Origin of the sequence: Halomonas halophila (genome assembly GCF_030406665.1) — a bacterium.
GTDB lineage: Bacteria > Pseudomonadota > Gammaproteobacteria > Pseudomonadales > Halomonadaceae > Halomonas > Halomonas halophila.
The window spans coordinates 3,282,980-3,309,330 of sequence record NZ_CP129121.1 but is presented as its reverse complement, the minus strand read 5'-3'; the positions used below and the strand labels follow the sequence as shown (position 1 = coordinate 3,309,330).

16 protein-coding genes, 6 tRNA genes and 3 rRNA genes are annotated in these 26,351 nt (G+C 62.7%); 24 read left to right on the top strand and 1 reads right to left on the bottom strand.

Features of this window, described 5'->3' with window-relative positions; genetic code table 11:
* Positions 1 to 18: 18 nt before the first annotated feature.
* Positions 19 to 1,161 (top strand): PilT/PilU family type 4a pilus ATPase, encoded by a 1,143-nt coding sequence (locus tag QWG60_RS15575; protein WP_146908808.1) that lies wholly within the window; start codon positions 19 to 21, stop codon positions 1,159 to 1,161.
* Positions 1,162 to 1,325: 164 nt separating this feature from the next.
* On the opposite strand, the gene QWG60_RS15570 is transcribed toward QWG60_RS15575, so the two are convergent.
* Positions 1,326 to 2,456: an anhydro-N-acetylmuramic acid kinase gene (locus QWG60_RS15570; RefSeq protein ID WP_146908806.1), complete on the bottom strand. Its 1,131-nt coding sequence runs from the start codon at positions 2,454 to 2,456 to the stop codon at positions 1,326 to 1,328.
* Positions 2,457 to 2,567: 111 nt separating this feature from the next.
* Between QWG60_RS15570 and tyrS the strand changes: the two genes are divergently transcribed.
* The 23 genes from tyrS to rpsG all read left to right on the top strand — a co-directional run bounded on the left by tyrS (position 2,568) and on the right by rpsG (position 26,323).
* Positions 2,568 to 3,767, top strand: a complete 1,200-nt coding sequence (gene tyrS / locus QWG60_RS15565; RefSeq protein WP_046079382.1) for a tyrosine--tRNA ligase — start codon at positions 2,568 to 2,570, stop codon at positions 3,765 to 3,767.
* A gap of 697 nt (positions 3,768 to 4,464) precedes the next feature.
* Positions 4,465 to 6,002, top strand: a 16S ribosomal RNA gene (locus tag QWG60_RS15560).
* Between the two features lie 96 nt (positions 6,003 to 6,098).
* Positions 6,099 to 6,175 (top strand) — tRNA-Ile (locus QWG60_RS15555).
* 107 nt (positions 6,176 to 6,282) lie between these two features.
* A tRNA-Ala gene (locus tag QWG60_RS15550) sits at positions 6,283 to 6,358 on the top strand.
* Positions 6,359 to 6,584: 226 nt separating this feature from the next.
* Positions 6,585 to 9,471, top strand: a 23S ribosomal RNA gene (locus QWG60_RS15545).
* 89 nt (positions 9,472 to 9,560) lie between these two features.
* Positions 9,561 to 9,675, top strand: a 5S ribosomal RNA gene (gene rrf, locus QWG60_RS15540).
* The 16S, 23S and 5S rRNA genes sit together here with 2 tRNA genes alongside, the layout of an rRNA operon.
* Before the next feature lie 583 nt (positions 9,676 to 10,258).
* Positions 10,259 to 10,498 carry a hypothetical protein gene (locus tag QWG60_RS15535; protein ID WP_052052490.1) on the top strand — a complete coding sequence of 80 codons (240 nt, stop codon included), beginning with the start codon at positions 10,259 to 10,261 and terminating at the stop codon, positions 10,496 to 10,498.
* 149 nt (positions 10,499 to 10,647) lie between these two features.
* Entirely contained in the window at positions 10,648 to 11,628 is a 981-nt protein-coding gene (locus tag QWG60_RS15530) for a biotin--[acetyl-CoA-carboxylase] ligase (protein WP_035596318.1), read from the top strand.
* Positions 11,628 to 12,467 carry a type III pantothenate kinase gene (locus tag QWG60_RS15525; RefSeq protein ID WP_035596323.1) on the top strand — a complete coding sequence of 280 codons (840 nt, stop codon included), beginning with the start codon at positions 11,628 to 11,630 and terminating at the stop codon, positions 12,465 to 12,467. Before QWG60_RS15530 ends, QWG60_RS15525 begins: the two co-directional genes overlap by 1 nt.
* Before the next feature lie 119 nt (positions 12,468 to 12,586).
* Positions 12,587 to 12,670: transfer RNA gene (locus QWG60_RS15520), tRNA-Tyr, on the top strand.
* A gap of 49 nt (positions 12,671 to 12,719) precedes the next feature.
* Positions 12,720 to 12,793 (top strand) — tRNA-Gly (locus QWG60_RS15515).
* A 12-nt stretch (positions 12,794 to 12,805) separates the two neighbouring features.
* A tRNA-Thr gene (locus QWG60_RS15510) sits at positions 12,806 to 12,880 on the top strand.
* A 148-nt stretch (positions 12,881 to 13,028) separates the two neighbouring features.
* Positions 13,029 to 13,104 (top strand) — tRNA-Trp (locus tag QWG60_RS15505).
* A gap of 73 nt (positions 13,105 to 13,177) precedes the next feature.
* The gene (gene secE, locus QWG60_RS15500) at positions 13,178 to 13,546 is read left to right on the top strand and encodes a preprotein translocase subunit SecE (protein ID WP_035596326.1); all 369 of its coding nucleotides are present in this window, start codon (positions 13,178 to 13,180) and stop codon (positions 13,544 to 13,546) included.
* Positions 13,547 to 13,554: 8 nt separating this feature from the next.
* Positions 13,555 to 14,088, top strand: a complete 534-nt coding sequence (nusG, locus tag QWG60_RS15495) for a transcription termination/antitermination protein NusG (RefSeq protein ID WP_035596328.1) — start codon at positions 13,555 to 13,557, stop codon at positions 14,086 to 14,088.
* A gap of 95 nt (positions 14,089 to 14,183) precedes the next feature.
* Positions 14,184 to 14,615, top strand: a complete 432-nt coding sequence (gene rplK, locus QWG60_RS15490; RefSeq protein ID WP_046077812.1) for a 50S ribosomal protein L11 — start codon at positions 14,184 to 14,186, stop codon at positions 14,613 to 14,615.
* Positions 14,616 to 14,617: 2 nt separating this feature from the next.
* Positions 14,618 to 15,310, top strand: a complete 693-nt coding sequence (rplA, locus tag QWG60_RS15485; RefSeq protein ID WP_035596332.1) for a 50S ribosomal protein L1 — start codon at positions 14,618 to 14,620, stop codon at positions 15,308 to 15,310.
* Positions 15,311 to 15,580: 270 nt separating this feature from the next.
* Positions 15,581 to 16,084, top strand: coding sequence for a 50S ribosomal protein L10 (gene rplJ / locus QWG60_RS15480; RefSeq protein WP_035596334.1), 504 nt, complete (start codon positions 15,581 to 15,583; stop codon positions 16,082 to 16,084).
* An 89-nt stretch (positions 16,085 to 16,173) separates the two neighbouring features.
* Positions 16,174 to 16,545, top strand: a complete 372-nt coding sequence (gene rplL, locus QWG60_RS15475) for a 50S ribosomal protein L7/L12 (RefSeq protein WP_016856427.1) — start codon at positions 16,174 to 16,176, stop codon at positions 16,543 to 16,545.
* 233 nt (positions 16,546 to 16,778) lie between these two features.
* Positions 16,779 to 20,858: a DNA-directed RNA polymerase subunit beta gene (gene rpoB / locus QWG60_RS15470; RefSeq protein ID WP_146909596.1), complete on the top strand. Its 4,080-nt coding sequence runs from the start codon at positions 16,779 to 16,781 to the stop codon at positions 20,856 to 20,858.
* Between the two features lie 87 nt (positions 20,859 to 20,945).
* A complete protein-coding gene (gene rpoC, locus QWG60_RS15465) occupies positions 20,946 to 25,163 on the top strand; it encodes a DNA-directed RNA polymerase subunit beta' (protein ID WP_035596338.1) in 4,218 nt (1,405 codons plus the stop codon).
* Between the two features lie 183 nt (positions 25,164 to 25,346).
* Positions 25,347 to 25,721: a 30S ribosomal protein S12 gene (rpsL, locus tag QWG60_RS15460; RefSeq protein ID WP_016856424.1), complete on the top strand. Its 375-nt coding sequence runs from the start codon at positions 25,347 to 25,349 to the stop codon at positions 25,719 to 25,721.
* Positions 25,722 to 25,852: 131 nt separating this feature from the next.
* Positions 25,853 to 26,323, top strand: a complete 471-nt coding sequence (rpsG, locus tag QWG60_RS15455) for a 30S ribosomal protein S7 (protein ID WP_016856423.1) — start codon at positions 25,853 to 25,855, stop codon at positions 26,321 to 26,323.
* Positions 26,324 to 26,351 lie beyond the last annotated feature (28 nt).

The following is a 26,351-nucleotide window of genomic DNA, read 5'->3' as shown; positions in this document are numbered from 1 at the left end:
GGCAGGAGGAAAGCGTCAATGACCGCGAAGGAATGGCTGTATCAGCTGCTCGACATCATGATCGAGAAGGAAGCCTCGGACCTGCTGATCTCGGTGGGCGCGCCGCCGACGCTGAAGATGGCCGGTCAGCTGACGCCCATGGGCGAAGAAGGGCTGTCGGTGGCGCAGGTCGGCGAGCTGGTGGCGGCGGCAATGCCCGAGAATCACCGGGCGCGCTTCGACGATGAGCAGGAGGCCAATTTCGCGCTCAGCCTGTCGGGGCGGGGGCGCTTCCGCGTCAGTGCCTTCCGCCAGCGTAACCAGCCGGCCATGGTGCTCCGTCGCATCGCCTTCGAGATTCCCCATCTCGAGGAACTGTCGCTGCCGGAGGTGCTCGGCGAGCTGGCCAACATCAAGCGCGGGCTGGTGTTCGTGGTCGGCGGCACCGGCACCGGCAAGTCGACGACCCTGGCGTCGATGATCCAGCAGCGCAACGAGACCGCCGGCGGCCACATCATCAGCATCGAGGATCCGATCGAGTACGTGCACCCCCACCGCCGAGCGATCATCAACCAGCGCGAGGTCGGCATCGACACCGAGTCGTTCGAGGTGGCGCTAAAGAACACCCTGCGCCAGGCCCCGGACGTGATCCTGATCGGCGAGATCCGCACCCGGGAGACCATGGAACATGCGCTGGCTTTCGCCGAGACCGGCCACCTGTGCCTGGCGACCCTGCATGCCAACAACGCCAACCAGGCGCTGGAACGCATCATCCACTTCTTCCCCCACGAGCGGCACGACCAGGTCTGGCTCGACCTGTCGCTCAACCTGCAGGGCATCGTCGCCCAGCAGCTGCTGCCGACCCAGGCCGGTGGCCGCTGCCCGGCCATCGAGGTCCTGCTGAAGTCGCCGCTGATCGCCGACCTGATCCGCAAGGGGGAGGTGGCGGACGTCAAGAACGTCATGGCCCGCTCCCGGGACATGGGCATGCAGACCTTCGACCAGGCGCTCTATGACCTCTACAAGAGGGGGGCGATCAGCGAAGAGGTCGCGCTGGTGCATGCCGACTCGGCCAACGATCTGCGCATGATGATCAAGTACGGCGACGAGCAGGGGGTGGGGCTGGCGCAGGCCAAGGAGGCGGCCAGTCATCTGTCCCTGCGCGGCGAGGACGACTATTGAGTCATCCCGTTTTGCGTGGCTTTCAGAAGGACGTATCCGGCGACAAAGCATCGCGAGGGCGCTATGAACCCATCCTTGGGCGCTACTTTGGCCATCCATGGCCAAAAACCCCTCGCGCTGCTTCGTCCCCGATGTGTCATTAGTAAGGCATTCGGCGGTGACGACTAAGGTGCGAACAGTCCGCCCAGCACTCGCGGTCCGGTGGCGCCGGTGACCGAAGGCAGATTGCCGGGCAGGCCCTCGAGGCGACACCAGGCCAGCCAGGCGAAGGCGGCGGCCTCGAGCCAGTCGGGCGACCAGCCGAAGGCCTCGGCGGTTTCCAGTCGCGTGTCGGGCATTCGGCGTGCCAGGCGGGCCAGCAGATTGGCGTTGTGGGCGCCGCCGCCGCAGGGAATCAGGCATTCGGCGGGCGGGGCGTCGTAGACGTCGCGGGCCATTTCCACGGCCAGCGCCACGCTGGCGGCGGTCAGCTCGGCGAGGGTGGCCTGAACGTCCTCCGGGCGCTCGCGGCCGTCGAGATGTGAGGCCAGCCAGCCGAGATGGAAGATCTCGCGCCCGGTACTGCGCGGTGGCGGGCGATGGAAGAAGGGCTCGGCAAGCAGCCGTTCCAGCAGGGCTTCATCGACGCGGCCCGAGGCCGCCCAGGCGCCGTCGGCATCGAAGCTTCCGCGGCGATGGCGGGCGTGCCAGGCGTCCAGCAGGGCGTTGGCCGGACCGCTGTCGAAGCCCAGGGGTGGGCGGTCGTCCTCCCGCGGCGGCAGCAGGGTCAGGTTGGCGAAGCCGCCCAGGTTCAGCACCAGGCGCCACTGGCCCGGGGCGCGGAACAGCGCCTGATGAAAGGCGGGCGCCAGGGGCGCGGCCTGGCCGCCGGCGGCCAGGTCGCGACGACGGAAGTCGGCGACCACCGGGCAGCCGGTGAGCTCGGCCAGCAGGCTGGGGTTGTCGAGCTGCAGGGTATAGGGCGGCCCTCCGTCGTGGCCCCAGGGGGCGTGCTCGATGGTCTGGCCATGGCTGCCGACGGCGGCGATGTCGGCGGGAGCGAGCCCGGCATCCGCCAGCAGTCCGGTGACGGCTCGGGCCTGGGCCTCGCAGAAGCCTTGCTCGGCCGCGGCCAGTTCGGCGAAGCCGGCGCCGTCGGCGTGGCACAGCGTCCACAGGCGCTCGCGGAGCGTCGGCGGCATCGGCTCGCCGTGGGTGGCGATCAGGCGCGGGGGCCGTGTCGCCGAGCAGTCGACCAGGGCGGCGTCGATGCCGTCGAGACTGGTGCCGGACATCAGGCCGATGAAGTAGGGCATAAGGGCTCTCGCTGGGGCTCAACCGTCGATGGCTGGCATGGTAACATCCTCGCCCATTGCCAATGTCCTGCGTCGCCCGAACGGGCCGCCCTGCCGAGTGGAGAGGAGAGCATGACCGATGTCGCCGACGCGCTAGCGTTGCTCAAGCGTGGTACCCACGAGATCCTGCTGGAAGACGAGCTGGAGAAGAAGCTGGCCTCCGGCCGCCCGCTGCGCATCAAGGCGGGCTTCGATCCCACCGCACCGGACCTGCATCTGGGGCACAGCGTGCTGCTGACCAAGATGCGCCAGTTCCAGGATCTCGGTCATACGGTCATCTTCCTGATCGGGGACTTCACCGGCCGCATCGGTGATCCCACCGGCAAGAACGTCACCCGCAAGCCGCTCACCGAGGAAGAGGTCAAGGCCAACGCCGAGACCTACAAGGCCCAGGTGTTCAAGATCCTCGATCCCGAGAAGACCGAGGTGCGCTTCAACGCCGAGTGGTTCTCCGCCATGAGCGCGGCCGACATGATCTCGCTGGCGGGGCAGAGCACCGTGGCGCGCATGCTCGAGCGCGACGACTTCGAGAAGCGCTACAAGTCCGGCCAGTCGATCTCCATTCACGAGTTCCTGTATCCGCTGGTGCAGGGCTACGACTCCGTGGCTCTGGAGGCGGATGTCGAGCTGGGTGGCACCGACCAGAAGTTCAACCTGCTGATGGGCCGCGAGCTGCAGAAGCACTACGGCCAGTCTTCCCAGGTCGTCATCACCATGCCGCTGCTCGAGGGCCTGGACGGCGTGCAGAAGATGTCCAAGTCGCTGGGCAACTATGTGGGCGTCGACGATACGCCGGGCACCATGTTCAACAAGCTGGTATCGATGCCCGACAGCCTCATGTGGCGCTACTTCGAGCTGCTCTCGCTGAAGAGCAACGAGGAGCTCGAGGCGCTCAAGCGCGATGTCGAGGGCGGTGCCAACCCGCGCGACGTGAAGATGGAGCTGGCCCGCGAGCTGATCGCCCGCTATCACGGCGATGAGGCCGCCGCCAATGCCCACCGCAGCGCCGGCAACCAGCTGGCCGACGGCGAGCTGCCGGAAGACCTGCCGGAAGTGGAGGTCGACTTCGAGGGCAGCGAGCAGGCGCCTATTGCCGCACTGCTCAATCGCGCCGGACTGACCAAGAACAGCGCCCAGGCCAAGGACATGCTCAAGAACGGCCGGGTCAAGGTCGACGGCGAGGTCGTGGAGCCGAGCGCCATGCTGGATACCGGCAAGAGCTACGTGGTTCAGGCCGGGAAGAAGCGCTACGCGCGCGTCATCGTCGCCTGATGCGCTGACGAGTGCCGAGACGAACGCCCGCCTCGTGCGGGCGTTGTTGTCTCTGGGCGCCGGGCCTGAATTATCCACAGGCGGTCGAGCGGGCGGGCGGGTGTGGATAGCTTTCCGCGGGTGCCGGTGCAGGTGAGTGTCACGCCTTGTTCATCCCCTCGTCACGATTCGGCAAATAGTCCTTGCGTCGCCCCGAGAGAATCCGTAAAGTACGCATCCGCTGCCGGCGACGGGCAACGTTGCAGGCGGTGATGAGTGGCAAAAGCGCTTGTTTTTCTTGAGGTTTTTCGGCGGATGTCGAAATCGCTCGATTGACAGGATCAGCGGAGCCGGTAGAATGCTCGCCACTCGCTACGGTGGCCCGCTGAGGACTCGATCGGACCTCGCTTCACTCGCTGAAGACGAGCGCTCGGTCATCCGCTTCGCTCTCTCGAGAGCTTGAAGATCCCCGGTTGACACGACGCGCCGATCACGTAGAATACGCCTTCCTTGCGAGGAACTGGTCAAGCGGCCGGGAACGCAAGATGCTCTTCTCCTTATTGAGTCGAGCTGCTCTTTAACAATCGATCAGATAATTCATGTGGGCGCTTGTCGGGATGTCGGTGACCAGTCACTAGATATCAAGACAAGCGACTCGTCAAAGAGACGTTTGAATCTTGAACCAGGTTTGGTTCCACCTTAGGAACTATCAAGCTTTTAACTGAAGAGTTTGATCATGGCTCAGATTGAACGCTGGCGGCAGGCCTAACACATGCAAGTCGAGCGGAAACGATCCTAGCTTGCTAGGAGGCGTCGAGCGGCGGACGGGTGAGTAATGCATAGGAATCTGCCCGGTAGTGGGGGATAACTTGAGGAAACTCAAGCTAATACCGCATACGCCCCAAGGGGGAAAGCAGGGGATCTTCGGACCTTGCGCTATCGGATGAGCCTATGTCGGATTAGCTAGTTGGTGAGGTAATGGCTCACCAAGGCCGCGATCCGTAGCTGGTCTGAGAGGATGATCAGCCACATCGGGACTGAGACACGGCCCGAACTCCTACGGGAGGCAGCAGTGGGGAATATTGGACAATGGGCGAAAGCCTGATCCAGCCATGCCGCGTGTGTGAAGAAGGCCTTCGGGTTGTAAAGCACTTTCAGCGAGGAAGAACGCTTGTGGGTTAATACCCTGCAAGAAGGACATCACTCGCAGAAGAAGCACCGGCTAACTCCGTGCCAGCAGCCGCGGTAATACGGAGGGTGCAAGCGTTAATCGGAATTACTGGGCGTAAAGCGCGCGTAGGCGGCTTGATAAGCCGGTTGTGAAAGCCCCGGGCTCAACCTGGGAACGGCATCCGGAACTGTCAGGCTAGAGTGCAGGAGAGGAAGGTAGAATTCCCGGTGTAGCGGTGAAATGCGTAGAGATCGGGAGGAATACCAGTGGCGAAGGCGGCCTTCTGGACTGACACTGACGCTGAGGTGCGAAAGCGTGGGTAGCAAACAGGATTAGATACCCTGGTAGTCCACGCCGTAAACGATGTCGACTAGCCGTTGGGGTCCTCGAGACCTTTGTGGCGCAGTTAACGCGATAAGTCGACCGCCTGGGGAGTACGGCCGCAAGGTTAAAACTCAAATGAATTGACGGGGGCCCGCACAAGCGGTGGAGCATGTGGTTTAATTCGATGCAACGCGAAGAACCTTACCTACTCTTGACATCGAGCGAACCATCCAGAGATGGATGGGTGCCTTCGGGAACGCTCAGACAGGTGCTGCATGGCCGTCGTCAGCTCGTGTTGTGAAATGTTGGGTTAAGTCCCGTAACGAGCGCAACCCTTGTCCCTATTTGCCAGCGATTCGGTCGGGAACTCTAGGGAGACTGCCGGTGACAAACCGGAGGAAGGTGGGGACGACGTCAGGTCATCATGGCCCTTACGAGTAGGGCTACACACGTGCTACAATGGCCGGTACAATGGGCTGCCATCCCGCGAGGGGGAGCTAATCTCATAAAGCCGGTCTCAGTCCGGATCGGAGTCTGCAACTCGACTCCGTGAAGTCGGAATCGCTAGTAATCGTGCATCAGAATGGCACGGTGAATACGTTCCCGGGCCTTGTACACACCGCCCGTCACACCATGGGAGTGGACTGCACCAGAAGTGGTTAGCCTAACTTCGGAGGGCGATCACCACGGTGTGGTTCATGACTGGGGTGAAGTCGTAACAAGGTAGCCGTAGGGGAACCTGCGGCTGGATCACCTCCTTAATCGACGACGTCACCGCCACCCGGCAAGTGTCCACAATGAATTATCTGATCGGCCAGAGCAAAAGACTGTTTGGGTATAGACCCAGCGTGACCAATGGGTCTGTAGCTCAGTTGGTTAGAGCGCACCCCTGATAAGGGTGAGGTCGGCAGTTCAAATCTGCCCAGACCCACCAAATTTTATCCAGTACCGCGTTGTTTTGTGACTCGCATAGCAGGCTATGCGTCGCCACAAAACGCCTTGTCCTGAATAAAATTCCCATGTCACGTATGGGTATTCAGAGGGGCCTTAGCTCAGCTGGGAGAGCGCCTGCCTTGCACGCAGGAGGTCAGCGGTTCGATCCCGCTAGGCTCCACCACGCTCCACAGGGTCCTGCAGTCGGTTTTATGTGAATCCGCAGTCACAAACGATCATTGCAAAAGGCAATGACACGTTTGTGACTGTCGATTGACAGTCGCTCTTTAACAATGTGAATCATGCTGACAAAGTCCCTCTCCTACCCGGGAGAGGGCATGAGATACGTCTCAAGCGTATCCGGCAATTGTCGTGGTTGTCATCGCGGATCAGACCCCTTGGGGTTATATGGTCAAGCGATGAAGCGCACACGGTGGATGCCTTGGCAGTCAGAGGCGATGAAAGACGTGGAAGCCTGCGATAAGGTTCGGCGAGGTGGCAAACAACCTGCGACCCGGACATCTCTGAATGGGGAAACCCACCTATCGTCAGATAGGTATCGTGCACTGAATACATAGGTGCACGAGGCGAACCGGGGGAACTGAAACATCTAAGTACCCCGAGGAAAAGAAATCAACCGAGATTCCCCCAGTAGCGGCGAGCGAACGGGGACCAGCCCTTAAGCGGGTGAAAGGTTAGGCGAATGAGTTGGGAAACTCAGCGATACAGGGTGATAGCCCCGTAGTCGAAAGCCTGATCCCGTGAAATCGAGTAGGTCGGGGCACGTGAAACCCTGATTGAAGACGGGGGGACCATCCTCCAAGGCTAAATACTCCTGACTGACCGATAGTGAACCAGTACCGTGAGGGAAAGGCGAAAAGAACCCCGGAGAGGGGAGTGAAATAGACCCTGAAACCGTGTGCGTACAAGCAGTGGGAGCGGGCTCGTCCCGTGACCGCGTACCTTTTGTATAATGGGTCAGCGACTTATATTCAGTGGCGAGCTTAACCGTATAGGGGAGGCGTAGGGAAACCGAGTCTTAACTGGGCGACCAGTCGCTGGATATAGACCCGAAACCGGGCGATCTATCCATGAGCAGGTTGAAGGTTGAGTAACATCAACTGGAGGACCGAACCAGGATCTGTTGAAAAAGATTTGGATGACTTGTGGATCGGAGTGAAAGGCTAATCAAGCCCGGAGATAGCTGGTTCTCCTCGAAAGCTATTTAGGTAGCGCCTCACGTATCACCGCCGGGGGTAGAGCACTGTTTCGGCTAGGGGGTCATCCCGACTTACCAACCCGAGGCAAACTCCGAATACCGGTGAGTGCAGCGTGGGAGACACACAGCGGGTGCTAACGTCCGTTGTGAAAAGGGAAACAACCCAGACCGTCAGCTAAGGTCCCCAAATCCTGGTTAAGTGGGAAACGATGTGGGAAGGCTCAGACAGCTAGGAGGTTGGCTTAGAAGCAGCCATCCTTTAAAGAAAGCGTAATAGCTCACTAGTCGAGTCGGCCTGCGCGGAAGATGTAACGGGGCTCAAACCAGGTACCGAAGCTACGGGTGCATCGAATGATGCGCGGTAGAGGAGCGTCGTGTACGCCGACGAAGGTGAGTCGAGAGGCTTGCTGGAGGTATCACGAGTGCGAATGCTGACATGAGTAACGATAAGGGGGGTGAAAAACCTCCCCGCCGGAAGACCAAGGGTTTCTGTTCGACGCTAATCGGAGCAGAGTGAGTCGGCCCCTAAGGCGAGGCCGAAAGGCGTAGTCGATGGGAAACGGGTCAATATTCCCGTACTTCACTGTATTGCGATGGGGGGACGGAGAAGGCTAGGTGAGCCAGGCGTTGGTTGTCCTGGTGAAAGTCAGTAGGCTGGGGGATTAGGCAAATCCGGTTCCCCAAGGCCGAGAGACGAGACGAACAGACTACGGTCTGGAAGTCATCGATGCCACGCTCCCAGGAAAAGCCTCTAAGCTTCAGATACAGTGGAACCGTACCCCAAACCGACACAGGTGGTCAGGTAGAGAATACCAAGGCGCTTGAGAGAACTCGGGTGAAGGAACTAGGCAAAATGGTGCCGTAACTTCGGGAGAAGGCACGCCGGTATTAGGTGAAGCCCCTTGCGGGTGGAGCTGACGCCGGTCGAAGATACCAGGTGGCTGCAACTGTTTATTAAAAACACAGTACTCTGCAAACGCGTAAGCGGACGTATAGGGTATGACGCCTGCCCGGTGCCGGAAGGTTAATTGATGGTGTTAGCGTAAGCGAAGCTCCTGATCGAAGCCCCGGTAAACGGCGGCCGTAACTATAACGGTCCTAAGGTAGCGAAATTCCTTGTCGGGTAAGTTCCGACCTGCACGAATGGCGTAATGATGGCCACGCTGTCTCCACCCGAGACTCAGTGAAATTGAAATCGCAGTGAAGATGCTGTGTACCCGCGGCTAGACGGAAAGACCCCGTGAACCTTTACTACAGCTTCACACTGGACGCTGATGTTGCTTGTGTAGGATAGCTGGGAGGCTTGGAAACCCGGTCGCCAGATCGAGTGGAGCCAACCTTGAAATACCAGCCTGGCATCATTGGCGTTCTAACTCCGGTCCGTTATCCGGATCGAGGACCGTGTGTGGTGGGTAGTTTGACTGGGGCGGTCTCCTCCCAAAGCGTAACGGAGGAGCACGAAGGTACCCTCAGCACGGTTGGAAATCGTGCAATGAGTGCAAGAGCATAAGGGTGCTTAACTGCGAGACAGACACGTCGAGCAGGTACGAAAGTAGGTTCTAGTGATCCGGTGGTTCTGTATGGAAGGGCCATCGCTCAACGGATAAAAGGTACTCCGGGGATAACAGGCTGATACCGCCCAAGAGTTCACATCGACGGCGGTGTTTGGCACCTCGATGTCGGCTCATCACATCCTGGGGCTGAAGTCGGTCCCAAGGGTATGGCTGTTCGCCATTTAAAGTGGTACGCGAGCTGGGTTTAGAACGTCGTGAGACAGTTCGGTCCCTATCTGCCGTGGGCGTTGGAGATTTGAGAAGTGCTGCTCCTAGTACGAGAGGACCGGAGTGGACGACCCTCTGGTGTTCCGGTTGTCACGCCAGTGGCATCGCCGGGTAGCTATGGTCGGACGGGATAACCGCTGAAAGCATCTAAGCGGGAAGCCTCCTTCAAGATGAGATCTCCCCGAGGCCTCGAGCCTCCTGAAGGGCCCAGCGAGACGAGCTGGTTGATAGGTCGGGTGTGGAAGCGCTGCAAGGCGTTGAGCTAACCGATACTAATGGCCCGTGAGGCTTGACCATATAACACCCAAGTGGTCTGTGACTGACAACAGACGACAGCGGATACACGAGAGACGATCTCGTCAGCATGATTCGCATTGCCTTTTTCGCCTGACGACCATAGCGTGCGGGAACCACCTGATCCCATGCCGAACTCAGCAGTGAAACCGCTCAGCGCCGATGGTAGTGTGGGAGTTCCCATGCGAGAGTAGGTCATCGTCAGGCACTTATATCGAGAAAACCCCGGCTCATCGAGTCGGGGTTTTTTCATGTCTGGCCGATAGGTAGCGTATATGATCGGGGAGTTCCCATGGAGAGTATCGGAACGCCGACCGGGACATCGTCAGGCACTTATACCGAGAAAACCCCGAGCCCAAAAGGCTCGGGGTTTTTTCATGTCTGGCCGATAGGTAGCGTATATGATCGGGGAGTTCCCATGGAGAGTATCGGAACGCCGACCGGGACATCGTCAGGCACTTATATCGAGAAAACCCCGGCTCATCGAGTCGGGGTTTTTTCATGTCCGGGCCTCGGTTCGAGGGCTGGCATGAACCCTCGTAAAATGGCCAGAAAACGCCCCGTCCTTTTCGAGAGGGCGGGGCGTTCATGCATCGAGGGGTGAGTTGCTGGCAATCAGGCGGGTTCGATGTGGCCGGGGAGATGGAGGCTCCTCAAGCTGGAAAAATGTCGCGACAGGGCAACAGCGCTGCCTAGCGCTGGCGATTTCCATGCTGGTCGAGCGGCTTCGTGGCAGCTAGGCTGACGGGGCACTCAATCGGAACACGAGACGTCTCAGGAGGAGAGTTTCATGATGACCCAATCGATGCTGCGCAAGATCGCCCTGGCGAGCTTCATCGGCATGACCGCCTTCGGCCTGGCGGCCTGCGAAGAGGAAGGCCCGGCAGAGCAGGCCGGTGAGAATATCGACGAGACCATGGAAGAGGCCGGCGAGAGCATGGATGATGCCGTGGATCAGGCGGGTGAGTCCGTCGAGGAGATGGGTGACAGCGTCGAGGAAGCTGCCGACGAGGCCGATTCGGGCTACTAAGTCGGCGTGGCGCTTCGGGCGCGATGCATGCAGCAGCAGAGGCCGGGCGAATGCCCGGCCTTTTTCGTTGTGAGCGCCATGTGGTCGGGAATTTCCGGCGCCGCGGCAGTTCCGCTAGAATGAGCGTTTTTCCCGGCAGGGGCGCGTGCATGACCATTGGTGACCTGATCCGCCTGTTGAGCGATGGCGAATTCCATTCCGGCGAACAGCTGGGCGAGCGGCTGGGCGTGTCTCGCGCCGCCGTCTGGAAGCAGCTGCGCAAGCTCGAGGCGCTGGGGATTCCCATGGAGGCGGTGAAAGGGCAGGGTTATCGACTGGCCGAACCGCTGGAGTTGCTCGACGGGGCCACTATCGTGGCCGGTTTGTCGCGAGAGGTGCGTCAGCACGTCAGTCGCCTGTTCGTCGAGGAGACGCTGCCTTCGAGCAACCTGTTTCTGCGCGAGCGCTTCGCTCAGGGCGCCGGGCATGGCGAGATCTGCCTGGTGGAGCAGCAGAGTGCCGGTCGAGGGCGTCGAGGGCGCACCTGGGTGACGCCCTGGGGGCGTACCCTGATGTTCTCGATCGGCTGGCGAGTGGAGTCGGGCGTGGCGGCCCTCGAGGGTCTCAGCCTGGCTGTCGGCGTGGTGCTGGCCCAGGTGCTGGAGCGCCATGGCGTGCGCCCGCGGCTCAAGTGGCCCAACGACGTGCTGCTGGAGATGGATTCGGGGGAGCTGGGCAAGCTGGCGGGTATCCTGGTCGAGCTGACGGGGGACGCGACGGGGCCCTGCGAGCTGGTGGTGGGCATGGGTATCAACGTCGATCTGCCGCTGTCCTTTCGCGAGGGGATCGAGCAGCCGGTGGGGGCGGTCCATGACCAGGCCCCGGGGCTGTCACGCAATCAGTTGGCCGTGGAGCTGCTCGACGGGCTGATGCCGATGCTGGCCGATTTCGAGCATCGAGGCTTCGAGGGCTGGCAGGAGGCCTGGAATGCCCGGCATGCCTTCGCCGGGCGCGAGGTGGATATCCTGCGTGGCGAGCGGCGCGAGCCCGCGGTCGCCGAGGGCGTCGATGCCGCCGGGAACCTCTGGGTGAAAGGGGAGGGCGGGCGCGAGCGTCTCGCTGGTGGCGAGATCAGCGTGCGGGGGCGGTAATGATCCTGGATCTGGATATCGGCAACACCTTGTCCAAATGGCGGCTGAAGGATGCCGAGAGCAGCGAGATCCGATCGCGCGGGGCCGTGTGGACACGCGAGGAGTGGCGGCCCGGGGCCGATATCCCGGATCTCGATGTGGTCGAGGCGGTGAGGATATCCAGCGTGGCGCGCAAGGCGGTGCTGGCCCAGACCGTGGCCCTGCTGCAGCGCCGGGTGCGCAGCGTGCATGTGGCGCGCTCGGAACCCGAGGCACTGGGGGTCAGCAATGGATACCGGGAGCCCGGCAAGCTGGGCGTGGATCGCTGGCTGGGTGTGCTGGCCGGCTATCAGCTGGCGGGCGGCTGCTGCACGGTGGATTGCGGTAGCGCCATCACGGTGGACTTCGTGCTGCCCGGCGGCCAGCACCTGGGCGGCTACATCCTGCCGGGGCTGCGCCTGATGAAGGAGAGCCTCAAGCTCGGCACGCGCAACGTGGCGATCGACCCGGACAGCGAGGCCGACGAGCTGCTGGTGCCGGGGGCGCGAACGGTCGAGGCCGTCAATCATGGTATCTACATGGCGGCGGTGAGCGCGGTGAACCGGATCTACAGCGAGGTGTGCGACCGTGAGGGGGTGTCGCTGCCGCTGCTGTTGACCGGGGGGGATGCCCGGGTGGTCTCGCGCGGGGTTCAGGTGCCCCATGCCGTCTGGCCTGACATGGTGTATGGCGGGCTGGAGGCCTGTTTCCCGCTCACGGCGGCGGAGCGGGCGGGTCGCATGTCGGGCGCGCCAACGGTGCCGCGCCGGGTGCCGCTGGAAAAGATACGCGCGGGGCTTGCGTTCTCCATGCTGCTTTGACACAATGCGTCGCGTTCTAGGGGAGCAGGCGAGCCGAGGCCGCCGTGCCATGCTTCAAGAAGATTGGTAAAACAATCACTTGACACCAAGAACAGGAGCGGTAAAATGCTCCGCCAGTTGGAGGGGTTCCCGAGTGGCCAAAGGGAGCAGACTGTAAATCTGCCGCGAAAGCTTCGAAGGTTCGAATCCTTCCCCCTCCACCAGGTTTTGGCCGCACTCGTCGAGGCGGGTGGTGGCAAAAAGAGCGGGCAGGCGGGCATAGTTCAATGGTAGAACCTCAGCCTTCCAAGCTGATGATGCGGGTTCGATCCCCGCTGCCCGCTCCAAGCTAAGGTTTTGCTCATGTAGCTCAGGGGTAGAGCACACCCTTGGTAAGGGTGAGGTCGACGGTTCAAATCCGTCCATGAGCTCCACATTGAAAAGGCGAGCGATAGCTCGCCTTTTCTCTTTCCCTGGCCGGTGTGAGTAGGTCGGATCAGGGGTTGTCAGTTCGGGCGGCATTCGCTATGATGGCGCCCGCTGTCGCTGAGGCCTCCCGCAAAGGGCGGTCGCGGAAGCAACAGGCCAGTAGCTCAATTGGCAGAGCAGCGGTCTCCAAAACCGCAGGTTGGGGGTTCGATTCCCTCCTGGCCTGCCAGCCTTCCCCAGGCTGGTGAGATTTCTTGTATCTTTCATGTTTCGATTGCCGCACCTTGAGGAGTCTCGTTTTCATGAAACATAACGCCGAGGTGCAGGAGTCGCGCCACGACGGGCTCAAGTGGGCGGTTGTCGTTACCCTGCTGGTTCTTGCCGTGGTCGGCAATACCTATTTTGCCGACCAGGCGCTGCTTTATCGCGTGCTTGGCGTCGTCGCCCTGAGTGTGGTGGCGGCGCTGGTGGCGCTGACCACCACCAAGGGGCGTGAGCTGGTCGAGCTGGCTCGCAGTGCCAAGAAGGAAATTCAGCGCGTCGTCTGGCCGAGCCGTCCCGAGACCGTGCAAACCACCGCCATCGTGCTGGTGGCCGTCCTGGTCGTGGGCCTGGCCCTGTGGCTCATCGACACGCTGCTTGGCTGGGCCATGTCCGGCGTCATTGGTTAGGAGTCTTCATGTCCAAGCGTTGGTACGTCGTTCACGCCTACTCCGGCTTCGAGAAGCATGTCATGCGCTCGCTCATCGAGCGCGTGAAGATGTACGGCATGGAGGATCGCTTCGGCGAGATCCTGGTGCCGACCGAAGAAGTCGTCGAGATGCGTGACGGCAAGCGCCGCAAGAGCGAGCGCAAGTTCTATCCCGGCTATGTGCTGGTCGAGATGGAAATGGATGACGAGACTTGGCACCTGGTCAACGAGACCCCGCGCGTCATGGGGTTCATCGGAGGCACCAAGGAGAAGCCGGCGCCGATCACCCAGCGGGAGGCCGATGCCATCCTCAGCCGGGTCAAGGATGGCACCGAGAAGCCGCGCCCCAAGACGATGTTCGAGCCGGGACAGTCCGTGCGCGTCATCGACGGTCCGTTTGCCGACTTCAACGGCGTTGTCGAGGAAGTCAACTACGACAAGAGTCGTCTTCAGGTCAGCGTGCTGATCTTTGGTCGTGCTACGCCGGTCGAGCTGGAGTTCTCCCAGGTCGAGAAGGAATAATCGCCCTCTCGCCAAGCAGGTTTTCGTGACGGCCGCCGAGAGCGGTCGTCTTCACCGGGGAGCCGCAAGGCGCTATCACCCATCTGGAGTAAATCATGGCCAAGAAAGTACAGGCTTACATCAAGCTGCAGGTTGCAGCCGGTAAGGCCAACCCGAGCCCCCCCGTGGGTCCCGCGCTGGGTCAGCACGGCGTGAACATCATGGAGTTCTGCAAGGCGTTCAACGCCGAGACCCAGAACCTCGAGCCGGGTCTGCCGACTCCCGTCGTCATCACCGTGTACTCCGACCGCAGCTTCACCTTCGTCACCAAGACGCCGCCCGCCGCCGTCCTGCTGAAGAAGGCTGCTGGTATCAAGTCCGGCTCCGGTGAGCCGAACAAGAACAAGGTCGGTACCGTGACCCGCGCACAGCTCGAAGAGATCGCCCAGGCCAAGGAGCCGGATCTGACCGCTGCCGATCTCGACGCCGCGGTGCGTACCATTGCCGGTAGTGCCCGCAGCATGGGCCTCAACGTGGAGGGCCTCTGATCATGGCTAAGCTCAGCAAGCGCGCTCAGCAGATTCGCGAGAAAGTCGACCCGAACAAGGCGTACTCCCTCGAGGAGGCCGTGGCCCTGCTCTCCGAGCTGTCCACCGTCAAGTTCAAGGAGTCCGTGGACGTCGCCGTCAACCTGGGCGTCGATCCGCGTAAATCCGACCAGGTCGTGCGTGGCGCCACCGTCATGCCGAACGGTACCGGCAAGGACGTGCGCGTTGCCGTCTTCACCCAGGGTGCCAACGAAGAAGCCGCCAAGGAAGCCGGTGCCGATATCGTCGGCATGGACGACCTGGCCGAGCAGGTCAAGAAAGGCCAGCTCGACTTCGACGTGGTCATCGCCTCGCCGGACGCCATGCGCGTCGTCGGTCAGCTGGGTCAGATCCTCGGTCCGCGTGGCCTGATGCCGAACCCGAAGGTCGGCACCGTGACCCCGGACGTGGCTACCGCCGTCAAGAACGCCAAGGCCGGTCAGGTGCGCTTCCGTACCGACAAGAACGGCATCATCCACGCCACTCTCGGCAAGGTCGACTTCGACGCTGACGCGATCCGCGGCAACCTCGAAGCGCTGATCGCCGACCTGAAGAAGCTCAAGCCGAGCACTTCCAAGGGCGTGTATTTCAAGAAGGTCTCCCTGTCCACCACCATGGGCCCGGGTCTGACCGTCGATCACGCCGCGTTCGTCTAACGCCGCGTTCGACAATCGAGCAAGAACTTTGCGGTCCCCGTGCACGACATCGATGCGAGTCGGCGGGGCATCGTCAAAGACCGCAGGTGCCGCCTCGCTGCCGAGGCGGCTTAATTGTCCCTCGGGGCAGCCTGCGCAGATGGTGTGGCCGCCAGATCTCTGGTGAGCACCATCACCCAGGACCCCCGGCGAGTGGCCTCACGGCCCGCCGGGGGAGATGGTAACCACCGGAATCCTCTGCGGAGATTCCGGCACGAAGGAGTGATCACCGTGCCACTAGCACTCGAAGGCAAGAAGGCCATTGTTGCCGAGGTCAGTGAAGCGGCCAAGGATGCTCTCTCCGTCGTCGTTGCCGACTCTCGTGGCGTCCCGGTCAGCAAGATGACCGAACTGCGCAAGCAGGCCCGCGAGAATGGCGTGCAGATCCGTGTTGTCCGCAACACCCTGGCACGCCGCGCCCTCGAAGGCACTCAGTGGGAGTGCCTGAACGAGTCTTTCGTGGGTCCGACTCTGCTGGCCTTCTCCACCGATCATCCGGGCGCTGCCGCCCGTCTGTTCAAGGAGTTCGGCAAGTCCGAGGAAGACTTCGAAGTCAAGGCGCTGGCATACGAAGGCGAGTTCATCCCGGCGAGCGATCTCGACCGCCTGGCAAGCCTGCCGACCTATGACGAGGCCATCGCGAAGCTGATGTCCGTCATGAAGGAGGCTTCTGCCGGCAAGCTGGTTCGTACCCTCGCCGCGCTGCGTGACCAGAAGGAAGGCGAGGCCGCCTGAACGGCGAACTCGACCTCCTCTCGCGAATCGAATATTGAATCACCGAGTCGTCGGCCCGCCGAGACTCCCGCAAAGTTAGGAACGTGAAAATGGCACTGACCAAAGAAGACATCATCAACGCCGTCGCCGACATGTCCGTGATGGAAGTCGCCGAGCTGATCGAAGCGATGGAAGAGAAGTTCGGCGTGACCGCCGCTGCTGCCGTCGTCGCCGGCCCGGGTGGCGGTGAAGCCGCTGCTGCCGAAGAGCAGACCGAGTTCGACCTGGTGCTGACCGCCGCTGGCGACAAGAAGGTCAACGTCATCAAGGCCGTCCGCGAGATCACCGGTCTGGGCCTGAAGGAAGCCAAGGGTGCCGTCGACGGCGTCCCGGCGACCCTGAAGGAAGGCATGTCCAAGGAAGATGCCGAAGAAGCCAAGACCAAGCTGGAAGAAGCCGGCGCGAGCGTGGAGCTCAAGTAATCCTTGTGCCCACGGCTTCACGCGCTGCGTAAGCTTCCACGGCTGGTGGCGGGACACCCGCTGCCGGCCTTTTTCTGTTGTCGCTAGGCGGTTCGCCCTTCGGGCCTCCGCCAGCCGAATTCCGACGGCGAGCCTCCCTCCGGGGGCTTGCCGTCAGCGCCTGACGGAGCCGCGTCCGTCGGGTGGCGCCGACACGCATCGGTCACCCATGGTGAACAAGCTGGGGAATACAGATGGCTTACTCATACACTGAGAAAAAACGCATCCGCAAGGATTTCGGCAAACTGCCCCAAGTGATGGATGTGCCTTACCTGCTGGCCATCCAGCTTGATTCCTATTACGACTTTCTCCAGCAGGATCGCTCACCCGAAGAACGCCTCGACCTCGGCCTGCATGCCGCCTTCCGGTCGGTCTTTCCGATCGAGAGCTTCTCCGGCAATGCTGCGCTGGAATACGTCAGCTACCGTTTCGGCACTCCGGCCTTCGACGTCAAGGAGTGCCAGCTGCGTGGCGTCACCTATTCGGCTCCCCTGCGCGTCAAGGTCCGTCTGATCATCTACGACAAGGATTCGTCGAACAAGGCGATCAAGGACATCAAGGAGCAGGAAGTCTACATGGGGGAAATCCCCCTGATGACCGAGAACGGTACCTTCGTGGTGAACGGTACCGAGCGCGTCATCGTTTCCCAGCTGCACCGCTCCCCGGGCGTGTTCTTCGATCACGACAAGGGCAAGAGCCACTCCTCCGGCAAGTTGCTGTATTCCGCTCGGGTGATTCCCTACCGCGGTTCCTGGCTGGACTTCGAGTTCGATCCCAAGGACAACGTCTTCGTGCGCATCGACCGTCGCCGCAAGCTGCCGGCCACGGTGCTGCTGCGCGCGCTGGGCATGAGCGCCGAGGAGATCCTCGACGAGTTCTTCGACACCAGCACCTTCCACATCGAGAAGCGCGGCTTCTCCGTGGAACTGGTGCCGTCTCGCCTGCGCGGCGAGACCGCGACCTTCGACATCAAGGATGGTGACGGCAACGTCATCGTCGAGGAAGGTCGTCGCGTCACCCAGAAGCACATCCGCCAGCTGGAGAAGGCCGGCCTCGAGCGTCTCGAGGTGCCGATGGACTACCTGTTCGGCAAGGTGCTGGCCAAGGACCAGATCGATCCCAACACCGGCGAGCTGATCTGCGCCTGCAACACCGCGATCACTCCGGAAGTGCTGGAAACCCTGGGCCAGGCCGGTCTGACCCGCCTGGAGACCCTGTACACCAACGATCTGGATTGCGGTCCGTTCGTCTCCGACACCCTCAAGCTGGACACCACCGGTTCCCAGCTCGAGGCGCTGGTCGAGATCTACCGCATGATGCGCCCCGGCGAGCCGCCCACCAAGGAGGCCGCCGAGACGCTGTTCAACAACCTGTTCTTCACCGAGGACCGCTACGACCTGTCCGGCGTCGGTCGCATGAAGTTCAACCGTCGTCTGCGCCGCGAGCAGGACGAGGGCGCCGGCGTTCTCGATCAGCGCGATATCCTCGACGTGCTCGGCGAGCTGATCAACATCCGTAACGGCTTCGGCGACGTCGATGACATCGACCACCTGGGCAACCGTCGCATCCGCTGCGTCGGCGAGATGGCCGAGAACCAGTTCCGCGTCGGCCTGGTGCGCGTCGAGCGTGCGGTCAAGGAACGCCTCTCCATGGCGGAGAGCGAAGGCCTGATGCCGCAGGACCTGATCAACGCCAAGCCGGTGGCCGCGGCGGTGAAGGAGTTCTTCGGCTCCTCCCAGCTGTCGCAGTTCATGGACCAGAACAACCCGCTGTCCGAGGTGACGCACAAGCGTCGCGTCTCCGCCCTCGGCCCGGGTGGTCTGACCCGCGAGCGTGCCGGCTTCGAGGTGCGTGACGTTCACGCCACCCACTACGGCCGCCTTTGCCCGATCGAGACCCCTGAGGGTCCGAACATCGGTCTGATCAACTCGCTGGCCACCTACAGCCACACCAACAGCTACGGCTTCCTCGAGACGCCGTACCGCAAGGTCGTGGACGGTCAGGTGACCGACGACGTGGTGCACCTCTCCGCGATCGAGGAGGGCAACTTCGTCATCGCCCAGGCCTCGGCTACCGTGGACGAGGGCGGCAAGCTGGTCGACGACCTGGTGCAGGTCCGCCATCGCGGCGAGACCACCTTCATGCGCCCCGAGCAGGTCACCCTGATGGACGTCTCGCCGCGTCAGGTGGTGTCCGTGGCCGCGGCCTTGATCCCGTTCCTCGAGCACGATGACGCCAACCGCGCCCTGATGGGGGCGAACATGCAGCGTCAGGCCGTGCCGACCCTGCGCGCCGACAAGCCGCTGGTCGGTACCGGCATGGAGCGTTTCGTGGCCCGCGACTCCGGCGTCTGCGCCGTGGCCCGTCGTGGCGGCACCATCGACTCCGTCGACGCCAAGCGCATCGTGGTGCGGGTCAACGAGGACGAGATCATCGGCGGCGAAGCCGGCGTCGATATCTACAACCTGACCAAGTACCTGCGTTCCAACCAGAACACCTGCCAGAACCAGCGTCCGATCGTGCGCCCCGGCGACAGCGTGGCCAGCGGCGACATCCTGGCCGACGGCCCGTCCGTCGACATGGGTGACCTGGCCCTGGGCCAGAACATGCGCATCGCCTTCATGCCGTGGAACGGCTACAACTTCGAGGACTCCATCCTGCTCTCCGAGCGGGCCGTCCAGGAAGACCGTTTCACCACCATCCACATCCAGGAGCTGACCTGCGTCTCCCGCGACACCAAGCTGGGCGCGGAGGAGATCACCTCCGACATTCCGAACGTCGGCGAGTCCGCGCTCGGCAAGCTGGATGAGGCTGGCGTCGTCTACATCGGTGCCGAGGTCGGCGCGGGCGACATCCTGGTCGGCAAGGTCACGCCCAAGGGCGAGACCCAGCTGACCCCGGAGGAGAAGCTGCTGCGTGCGATCTTCGGTGAGAAGGCGTCCGACGTGAAGGACACCTCCCTGCGTGCCCCGACCGGCATGAAGGGCACCGTCATCGACGTGCAGGTGTTCACCCGCGACGGCGTGGAGAAGGACTCCCGTGCGCTCTCCATCGAGCAGCAACAGCTCGACGAGGTGCGCAAGGATCTCCAGGAGACCTATCGCATCGCCGAGGACGCGACCTTCGAGCGTCTGCAGCGCACCCTGGTCGGCCAGCCGGTCAACGGGGGGCCGAAGCTCAAGAAGGGCGACGTGCTCAGCGACGAGTACCTCGAGGAGCTGCCGCGTCAGCAGTGGTTCAAGCTGCGCATGCAGGACGAGAACCTCAACGAGCTGCTGGCCCAGGCCGACGAGCAGCTGGAGACCCGTCGCAAGGAGATGGACGAGCGCTTCGAGGACAAGAAGCGCAAGCTCACCCAGGGCGACGACCTTGCGCCGGGCGTGCTGAAGATCGTCAAGGTCTACCTCGCCATCAAGCGTCGCCTGCAGCCGGGCGACAAGATGGCCGGCCGTCACGGTAACAAGGGTGTCATCTCGGCCATCATGCCGGTCGAGGACATGCCGTTCGACGACAACGGCGAGCCGATCGACGTGGTGCTGAACCCGCTGGGCGTGCCGTCGCGCATGAACGTCGGTCAGATCCTCGAGACCCACCTGGGCATGGCCGCCCGCGGCCTCGGCGTGAAGATCGAGCACATGCTGCGCGACGCCCGCGACCAGCAGGTCTCGCAGATCCGCGAGTTCCTGGGCAAGGTCTACAATACCGAGTCGAGCACCCGGGTCGAGGACATCGATTCGCTCTCCGACGACGAGGTGATCGCGCTGGCGAAGAACCTCAAGGCGGGCGTGCCCATGGCCACGCCGGTCTTCGACGGTGCTCGCGAGCATGAGATCAAGCACCTGCTGACGCTGGCCGACCTGCCGGACTCCGGCCAGACGACCCTCTACGACGGTCGTACCGGCGATGCCTTCGATCGCCCGGTCACCGTGGGTTACATGTACATGCTGAAGCTCAACCACCTGGTGGATGACAAGATGCACGCGCGTTCCACCGGTTCCTACTCCCTGGTGACCCAGCAGCCGCTGGGCGGCAAGGCGCAGTTCGGTGGTCAGCGCTTCGGGGAAATGGAGGTCTGGGCCCTGGAAGCCTATGGCGCCGCCTACACCCTTCAGGAAATGCTCACCGTCAAGTCCGACGACGTGGAAGGCCGCACCAAGATGTACAAGAGCATCGTGGATGGCGACCACACCATGCAGGCGGGCATGCCGGAATCCTTCAACGTGCTGGTGAAGGAAATCCGCTCGCTGGGCATCGATATCGAACTGGAGAGCTGAGGCGGCCGCTACGGCGCTTCGCAGTAATGACGGTCCGCGGGGGCGTGCGCGCCCCCGCCCATGACAACTCCGCAACGGAGCCGACCCATGAAAGATTTGGTGAAAGTCCTCAAATCGCAGTCTCAGTCCGACGAGTTCGACGCGATCAAGATCACGCTGGCGTCGCCGGACATGATTCGCAGCTGGTCCTTCGGCGAGGTCAAGAAGCCCGAGACCATCAACTATCGTACCTTCAAGCCGGAGCGCGACGGCCTGTTCTGCGCCAAGATCTTCGGCCCGGTGAAGGATTACGAGTGCCTGTGCGGCAAGTACAAGCGGATGAAGCATCGCGGCATCATCTGCGAGAAGTGCGGCGTGGAGGTCACCAAGGCCGCCGTGCGCCGCGAGCGCATGGGCCACATCGAGCTGGCCAGCCCGGTCGCGCACATCTGGTTCCTGAAGTCGCTGCCGTCCCGCATCGGCATGTTCCTGGACATGACCCTGCGCGACATCGAGCGGGTGCTCTACTTCGAGAGCTTCATGGTCGTCGATCCGGGCATGACCACCCTCGAGCGCGGCCAGCTGCTCAACGACGAGCAGTACTTCGAGGCCCTCGAGGAGTTCGGTGACGACTTCGACGCCCGCATGGGTGCCGAGGCCGTCCAGGCCATGCTCAAGGACATCGATCTCGAGGAAGAGATCGAGCGTCTGCGCGAGGAAATCCCGCAGACCAACTCCGAGACCAAGATCAAGAAGCTGTCCAAGCGCCTGAAGCTGCTGGAGGCCTTCCAGGGCTCCGGCAACGACCCGGCGTGGATGGTGATGGAAGTGCTGCCGGTGCTGCCGCCGGACCTGCGTCCGCTGGTGCCGCTGGACGGCGGTCGCTTCGCGACCTCCGACCTGAACGACCTCTACCGTCGCGTGATCAACCGCAACAACCGCCTCAAGCGGCTGCTGGATCTCAACGCGCCGGACATCATCGTGCGCAACGAGAAGCGCATGCTGCAGGAAGCGGTCGACGCCCTGCTCGACAACGGCCGCCGCGGCCGGGCCATCACCGGCTCGAACAAGCGCCCGCTGAAGTCGCTGGCCGACATGATCAAGGGCAAGCAGGGGCGTTTCCGTCAGAACCTGCTGGGCAAGCGCGTCGACTACTCCGGCCGCTCGGTCATCACCGTGGGTCCGACCCTGCGTCTGCACCAGTGCGGTCTGCCGAAGAAGATGGCGCTCGAGCTGTTCAAGCCGTTCATCTACTCCAAGCTGCAGGCCAGCGGCCAGGCGTCCACCATCAAGGCCGCCAAGAAGATGGTCGAGCGCGAGCTGCCGGAGGTGTGGGACATCCTCGCCGATGTCATCCGCGAGCATCCGGTGCTGCTCAACCGCGCCCCGACCCTGCACCGTCTCGGCATCCAGGCCTTCGAGCCGCTGCTGATCGAGGGCAAGGCGATCCAGCTGCACCCGCTGGTGTGTGCCGCCTACAACGCCGACTTCGACGGCGACCAGATGGCCGTCCACGTGCCGCTGACCCTGGAAGCGCAGCTCGAAGCCCGCGCGCTGATGATGGCCACCAACAACGTGCTGTCACCGGCCAACGGCGAGCCGATCATCGTGCCGTCCCAGGACGTGGTGTTGGGTCTGTATTACATGACCCGCGAGAAGATCAATGCCAAGGGTGAGGGCATGGTGTTCTCCGACCTCAACGAGGTCGAGCGCGCCTTCGGCACCCAGAGCGTCGACCTGCACGCCCGCGTCAAGGTGCGCCTCGACGAGGTGACCGTGGACGAGGAGACCGGCGAGCAGAGCCAGACTCGCAAGATCTACGACACCACCGTGGGTCGCGCGCTGCTGTTCCGCATCCTGCCCGAAGGCGTGTCCTTCGAGCTGATCGACCAGCCGATGAAGAAGAAGGCGATCTCCCAGCTGATCAACGAGGTGTATCGCTGCGCCGGCCTGAAGCCCGCGGTGATCTTCGCCGACCAGCTGATGTACACCGGCTTCCGCATGGCCACCTGGTCCGGCGCCTCCATCGGCGTCAACGACTTCGTCATCCCGGATGCCAAGGCCGAGATCGTCGAAGGCGCCGAGGAAGAGGTCAAGGAAATCGAGGACCAGTTCTCCTCCGGTCTGGTGACCGCGGGCGAGAAGTACAACAAGGTCATCGATATCTGGGCCCGTGCCAACGACCAGGTCGCCAAGGCGATGATGACCGGCATCTCCAAGGAGAGCGTCATCGACCGTGAGGGCAACGAGGTCGAGCAGGACTCCTTCAACAGCGTCTTCATCATGGCCGACTCCGGTGCCCGGGGTAGTGCCGCCCAGATCCGCCAGCTGGCGGGCATGCGTGGCCTCATGGCCAAGCCGGACGGCTCGATCATCGAGACCCCGATCGTCGCCAACTTCCGTGAAGGCCTGAACGTCCTCCAGTACTTCATCTCGACCCACGGTGCGCGTAAGGGCCTGGCGGATACGGCACTCAAGACCGCCAACTCCGGTTACCTGACCCGTCGTCTGGTCGACGTGGCACAGGACATGGTCATCACCGAGGCCGATTGCGGCACCGAGAACGGCCTGACCCTGCACCCGGTCATCGAGGGCGGCGACATCATCGTCTCGCTGGCCCAGCGCGTGCTTGGCCGCGTGGTCGCCCAGGACGTCATCGATCCCGAGAGCGAGGAAGTGCTGATTCCGCGCGGCACGCTGCTCGACGAGGCCTGGTGCGCCGAGCTCGACACCATGGGCGTCGACGAGATCGTGGTGCGCTCCGCGATCAGCTGTGACACCAGCCATGGCGTCTGCTCCTCGTGCTACGGTCGCGACCTGGCCCGTGGCCATCAGGTCAACGTCGGCGAGTCCGTGGGCGTCATCGCCGCCCAGTCGATCGGTGAGCCGGGTACCCAGCTGACCATGCGGACCTTCCACATCGGCGGTGCGGCCTCTCGTGCCTCCGCAGTGGACAGCGTCCAGGTCAAGCACGGCGGCAAGGTGCGCCTGCACAACATCAAGCACGTGGAACGCGGCGACGGCAAGCTGGTCGTGGTCTCCCGCTCCAGCGCCCTGGCCGTCGCCGACGAGCACGGTCGCGAGCGCGAGTACTACAAGCTGCCCTACGGCGCCGAGCTCTCCGTCAAGGACGGCGATGTCGTCGACGCCGGTCAGACCGTGGCCAAGTGGGATCCGCACACTCACCCGATCGTGGCCGAGGCCGAGGGCAAGGTGCAGTACGCGGACATGGACGAGGGCGTCACCATCCACCGCAGCGTGGACGAGATGACCGGCCTGTCCTCCATCGAGGTGATCGAGTCTGCGGCGCGTCCCATGGCCGGCCGCGACAAGCGCCCGATGATCCTGCTGTCCGACGAGGCCGGCAAGCCGGTGACCGTGGCCAACTCCGACACCCCGGTGCAGTACCTGCTGCCCGGCAAGGCGATCGTGACCGTCGACGACGGTTCCAAGATCGGCGTCGGCGAGGTGGTGGCCCGTATTCCGGTGGAAGCCACCGGTAACAAGGACATCACCGGTGGTCTGCCGCGCGTGGCCGACCTGTTCGAGGCGCGCAAGCCGAAAGAGCCGGCGATCCTCGCCGAGATCAGCGGTACCATCAGCTTCGGCAAGGAAACCAAGGGCAAGCGTCGTCTGGCGATCACCCCGGAATCCGGCGATCCGTTCGAGATGCTGATCCCGAAATGGCGCCAGATCGCGGTGTTCGAGGGTGAGACCGTCGAGAAGGGCGAGGTCATCTCCGACGGCCCGAGCAATCCGCACGATATCCTGCGCCTGCTCGGCATCGCCGAACTGGCCAAGTACATCGTCGCCGAGGTGCAGGACGTCTATCGCCTGCAGGGCGTGGGCATCAACGACAAGCACATCGAAGTGATCGTGCGTCAGATGCTGCGCAAGGTCGAGATCACCGATGCCGGCGATTCCGACTTCATCCCGGGCGACCAGGTCGAGCTGGTGCGGGTGCTGGAGCAGAACGCGGCGCTCGAGGCCACCGACAAGTTCCCGGCCAAGTACCAGCGCCTGCTGCTGGGTATCACCAAGGCCAGCCTGGCCACCGAGTCGTTCATCTCCGCGGCCTCCTTCCAGGAGACCACGCGGGTGCTGACCGAAGCGGCGGTTACCGGCAAGCGCGACTACCTGCGCGGCCTGAAGGAAAACGTGGTGGTGGGACGTCTGATCCCGGCCGGTACCGGCCTGACCCACCATGCGGAGCGCCGCCGCAAGCGTGAAGACGCCGAACGCGTGCTCCAGCCGTCGGCCCAGGATGTCGAGCAGGAACTGGGCGCTCAGCTCACCGCGCTCGACTCGGACGACGACGAAATCTGACGTCGATGACCGCTCGCGCGGCGCCCCTCGGGGCGTCGCGCTTGACGGTCGATGGCGTCAGCCATTAGAATGCGCAGCCTTTAACAGTGGGGCGGGTGCGCCCGCGCCATTGGGAAAGAGGAACGCAAGACAGGAAGCGAACGGCTACTCGCTTCCGCCAAGGCAACCCATTTGGAGCGATAAATGGCTACCATCAATCAGCTCGTGCGCAAGCCGCGCAAGCGTCAGGCCGCCAAGAGCGACGTGCCTGCGCTGCAGGCCTGCCCGCAGAAGCGCGGCGTCTGCACCCGCGTTTACACCACCACCCCGAAGAAGCCGAACTCGGCCCTGCGTAAGGTCTGCCGTGTGCGCCTGACCAACGGCTTCGAGGTGTCTTCCTACATCGGCGGTGAAGGCCACAACCTCCAGGAGCACTCCGTGGTCCTGATCCGTGGCGGTCGAGTGAAGGACCTTCCGGGTGTCCGTTACCACACCGTTCGCGGTGCCCTGGATACCTCCGGCGTCCAGAACCGTAAGCAGGGTCGTTCCAAGTACGGTACCAAGCGTCCGAAGGCCTAAGCCTCCGCGCAGCGTTACCGGCTACGGCCACACCAGAACATCGATATTGACACGGTCTGATAAGAGTAAGGTCGAGCGCCCATCCGGTCGTCTCGGGTTTACCTGAAGGACCCTTCGGAAGAGGGCTTATCATGCCTAGAAGAAGAGTTGCGGCCAAGCGCGAGATCCTCCCGGATCCCAAGTTCGGATCCGAGCGCCTGGCGAAGTTCATGAACCACCTGATGATCAGCGGCAAGAAGTCCGTAGCTGAGCGCATCGTCTATGGTGCGCTGGACAGGGTTGCCGATCGTTCCAACGAAGAGCCGCTGGAGATCTTCGACAAGGCGCTGGAAACCATCCAGCCCATGGTCGAGGTGAAGTCTCGCCGCGTCGGCGGTGCGACCTATCAGGTACCGGTCGAAGTGCGTCCGTCTCGCCGTCAGGCGCTGGCCATGCGTTGGCTGGTGGACGCCGCACGTCGTCGCGGTGAGAAGACCATGGTGCAGCGTCTGGCTGGCGAAATGCTGGATGCCGCCGAAGGCAAGGGTTCGGCCGTCAAGAAGCGTGAAGACGTGCATCGCATGGCAGAGGCCAACAAGGCCTTCTCTCACTACCGCTTCTAAACCGCACCGCCAACCAACGGGAGTTACA

Excerpts from the sequence above, each read along its gene's own strand:
- QWG60_RS15575 (WP_146908808.1), top strand. The coding sequence starts at position 19 with ATGACCGCGAAGGAATGGCTGTATCAGCTGCTCGACATCATGATCGAG.
- QWG60_RS15570 (WP_146908806.1), bottom strand. The coding sequence starts at position 2,456 with ATGCCCTACTTCATCGGCCTGATGTCCGGCACCAGTCTCGACGGCATC.
- tyrS (WP_046079382.1), top strand. The coding sequence starts at position 2,568 with ATGACCGATGTCGCCGACGCGCTAGCGTTGCTCAAGCGTGGTACCCAC.
- QWG60_RS15535 (WP_052052490.1), top strand. The coding sequence starts at position 10,259 with ATGATGACCCAATCGATGCTGCGCAAGATCGCCCTGGCGAGCTTCATC.
- QWG60_RS15530 (WP_035596318.1), top strand. The coding sequence starts at position 10,648 with ATGACCATTGGTGACCTGATCCGCCTGTTGAGCGATGGCGAATTCCAT.
- QWG60_RS15525 (WP_035596323.1), top strand. The coding sequence starts at position 11,628 with ATGATCCTGGATCTGGATATCGGCAACACCTTGTCCAAATGGCGGCTG.
- secE (WP_035596326.1), top strand. The coding sequence starts at position 13,178 with ATGAAACATAACGCCGAGGTGCAGGAGTCGCGCCACGACGGGCTCAAG.
- nusG (WP_035596328.1), top strand. The coding sequence starts at position 13,555 with ATGTCCAAGCGTTGGTACGTCGTTCACGCCTACTCCGGCTTCGAGAAG.
- rplK (WP_046077812.1), top strand. The coding sequence starts at position 14,184 with ATGGCCAAGAAAGTACAGGCTTACATCAAGCTGCAGGTTGCAGCCGGT.
- rplA (WP_035596332.1), top strand. The coding sequence starts at position 14,618 with ATGGCTAAGCTCAGCAAGCGCGCTCAGCAGATTCGCGAGAAAGTCGAC.
- rplL (WP_016856427.1), top strand. The coding sequence starts at position 16,174 with ATGGCACTGACCAAAGAAGACATCATCAACGCCGTCGCCGACATGTCC.
- rpoB (WP_146909596.1), top strand. The coding sequence starts at position 16,779 with ATGGCTTACTCATACACTGAGAAAAAACGCATCCGCAAGGATTTCGGC.
- rpoC (WP_035596338.1), top strand. The coding sequence starts at position 20,946 with ATGAAAGATTTGGTGAAAGTCCTCAAATCGCAGTCTCAGTCCGACGAG.
- rpsL (WP_016856424.1), top strand. The coding sequence starts at position 25,347 with ATGGCTACCATCAATCAGCTCGTGCGCAAGCCGCGCAAGCGTCAGGCC.
- rpsG (WP_016856423.1), top strand. The coding sequence starts at position 25,853 with ATGCCTAGAAGAAGAGTTGCGGCCAAGCGCGAGATCCTCCCGGATCCC.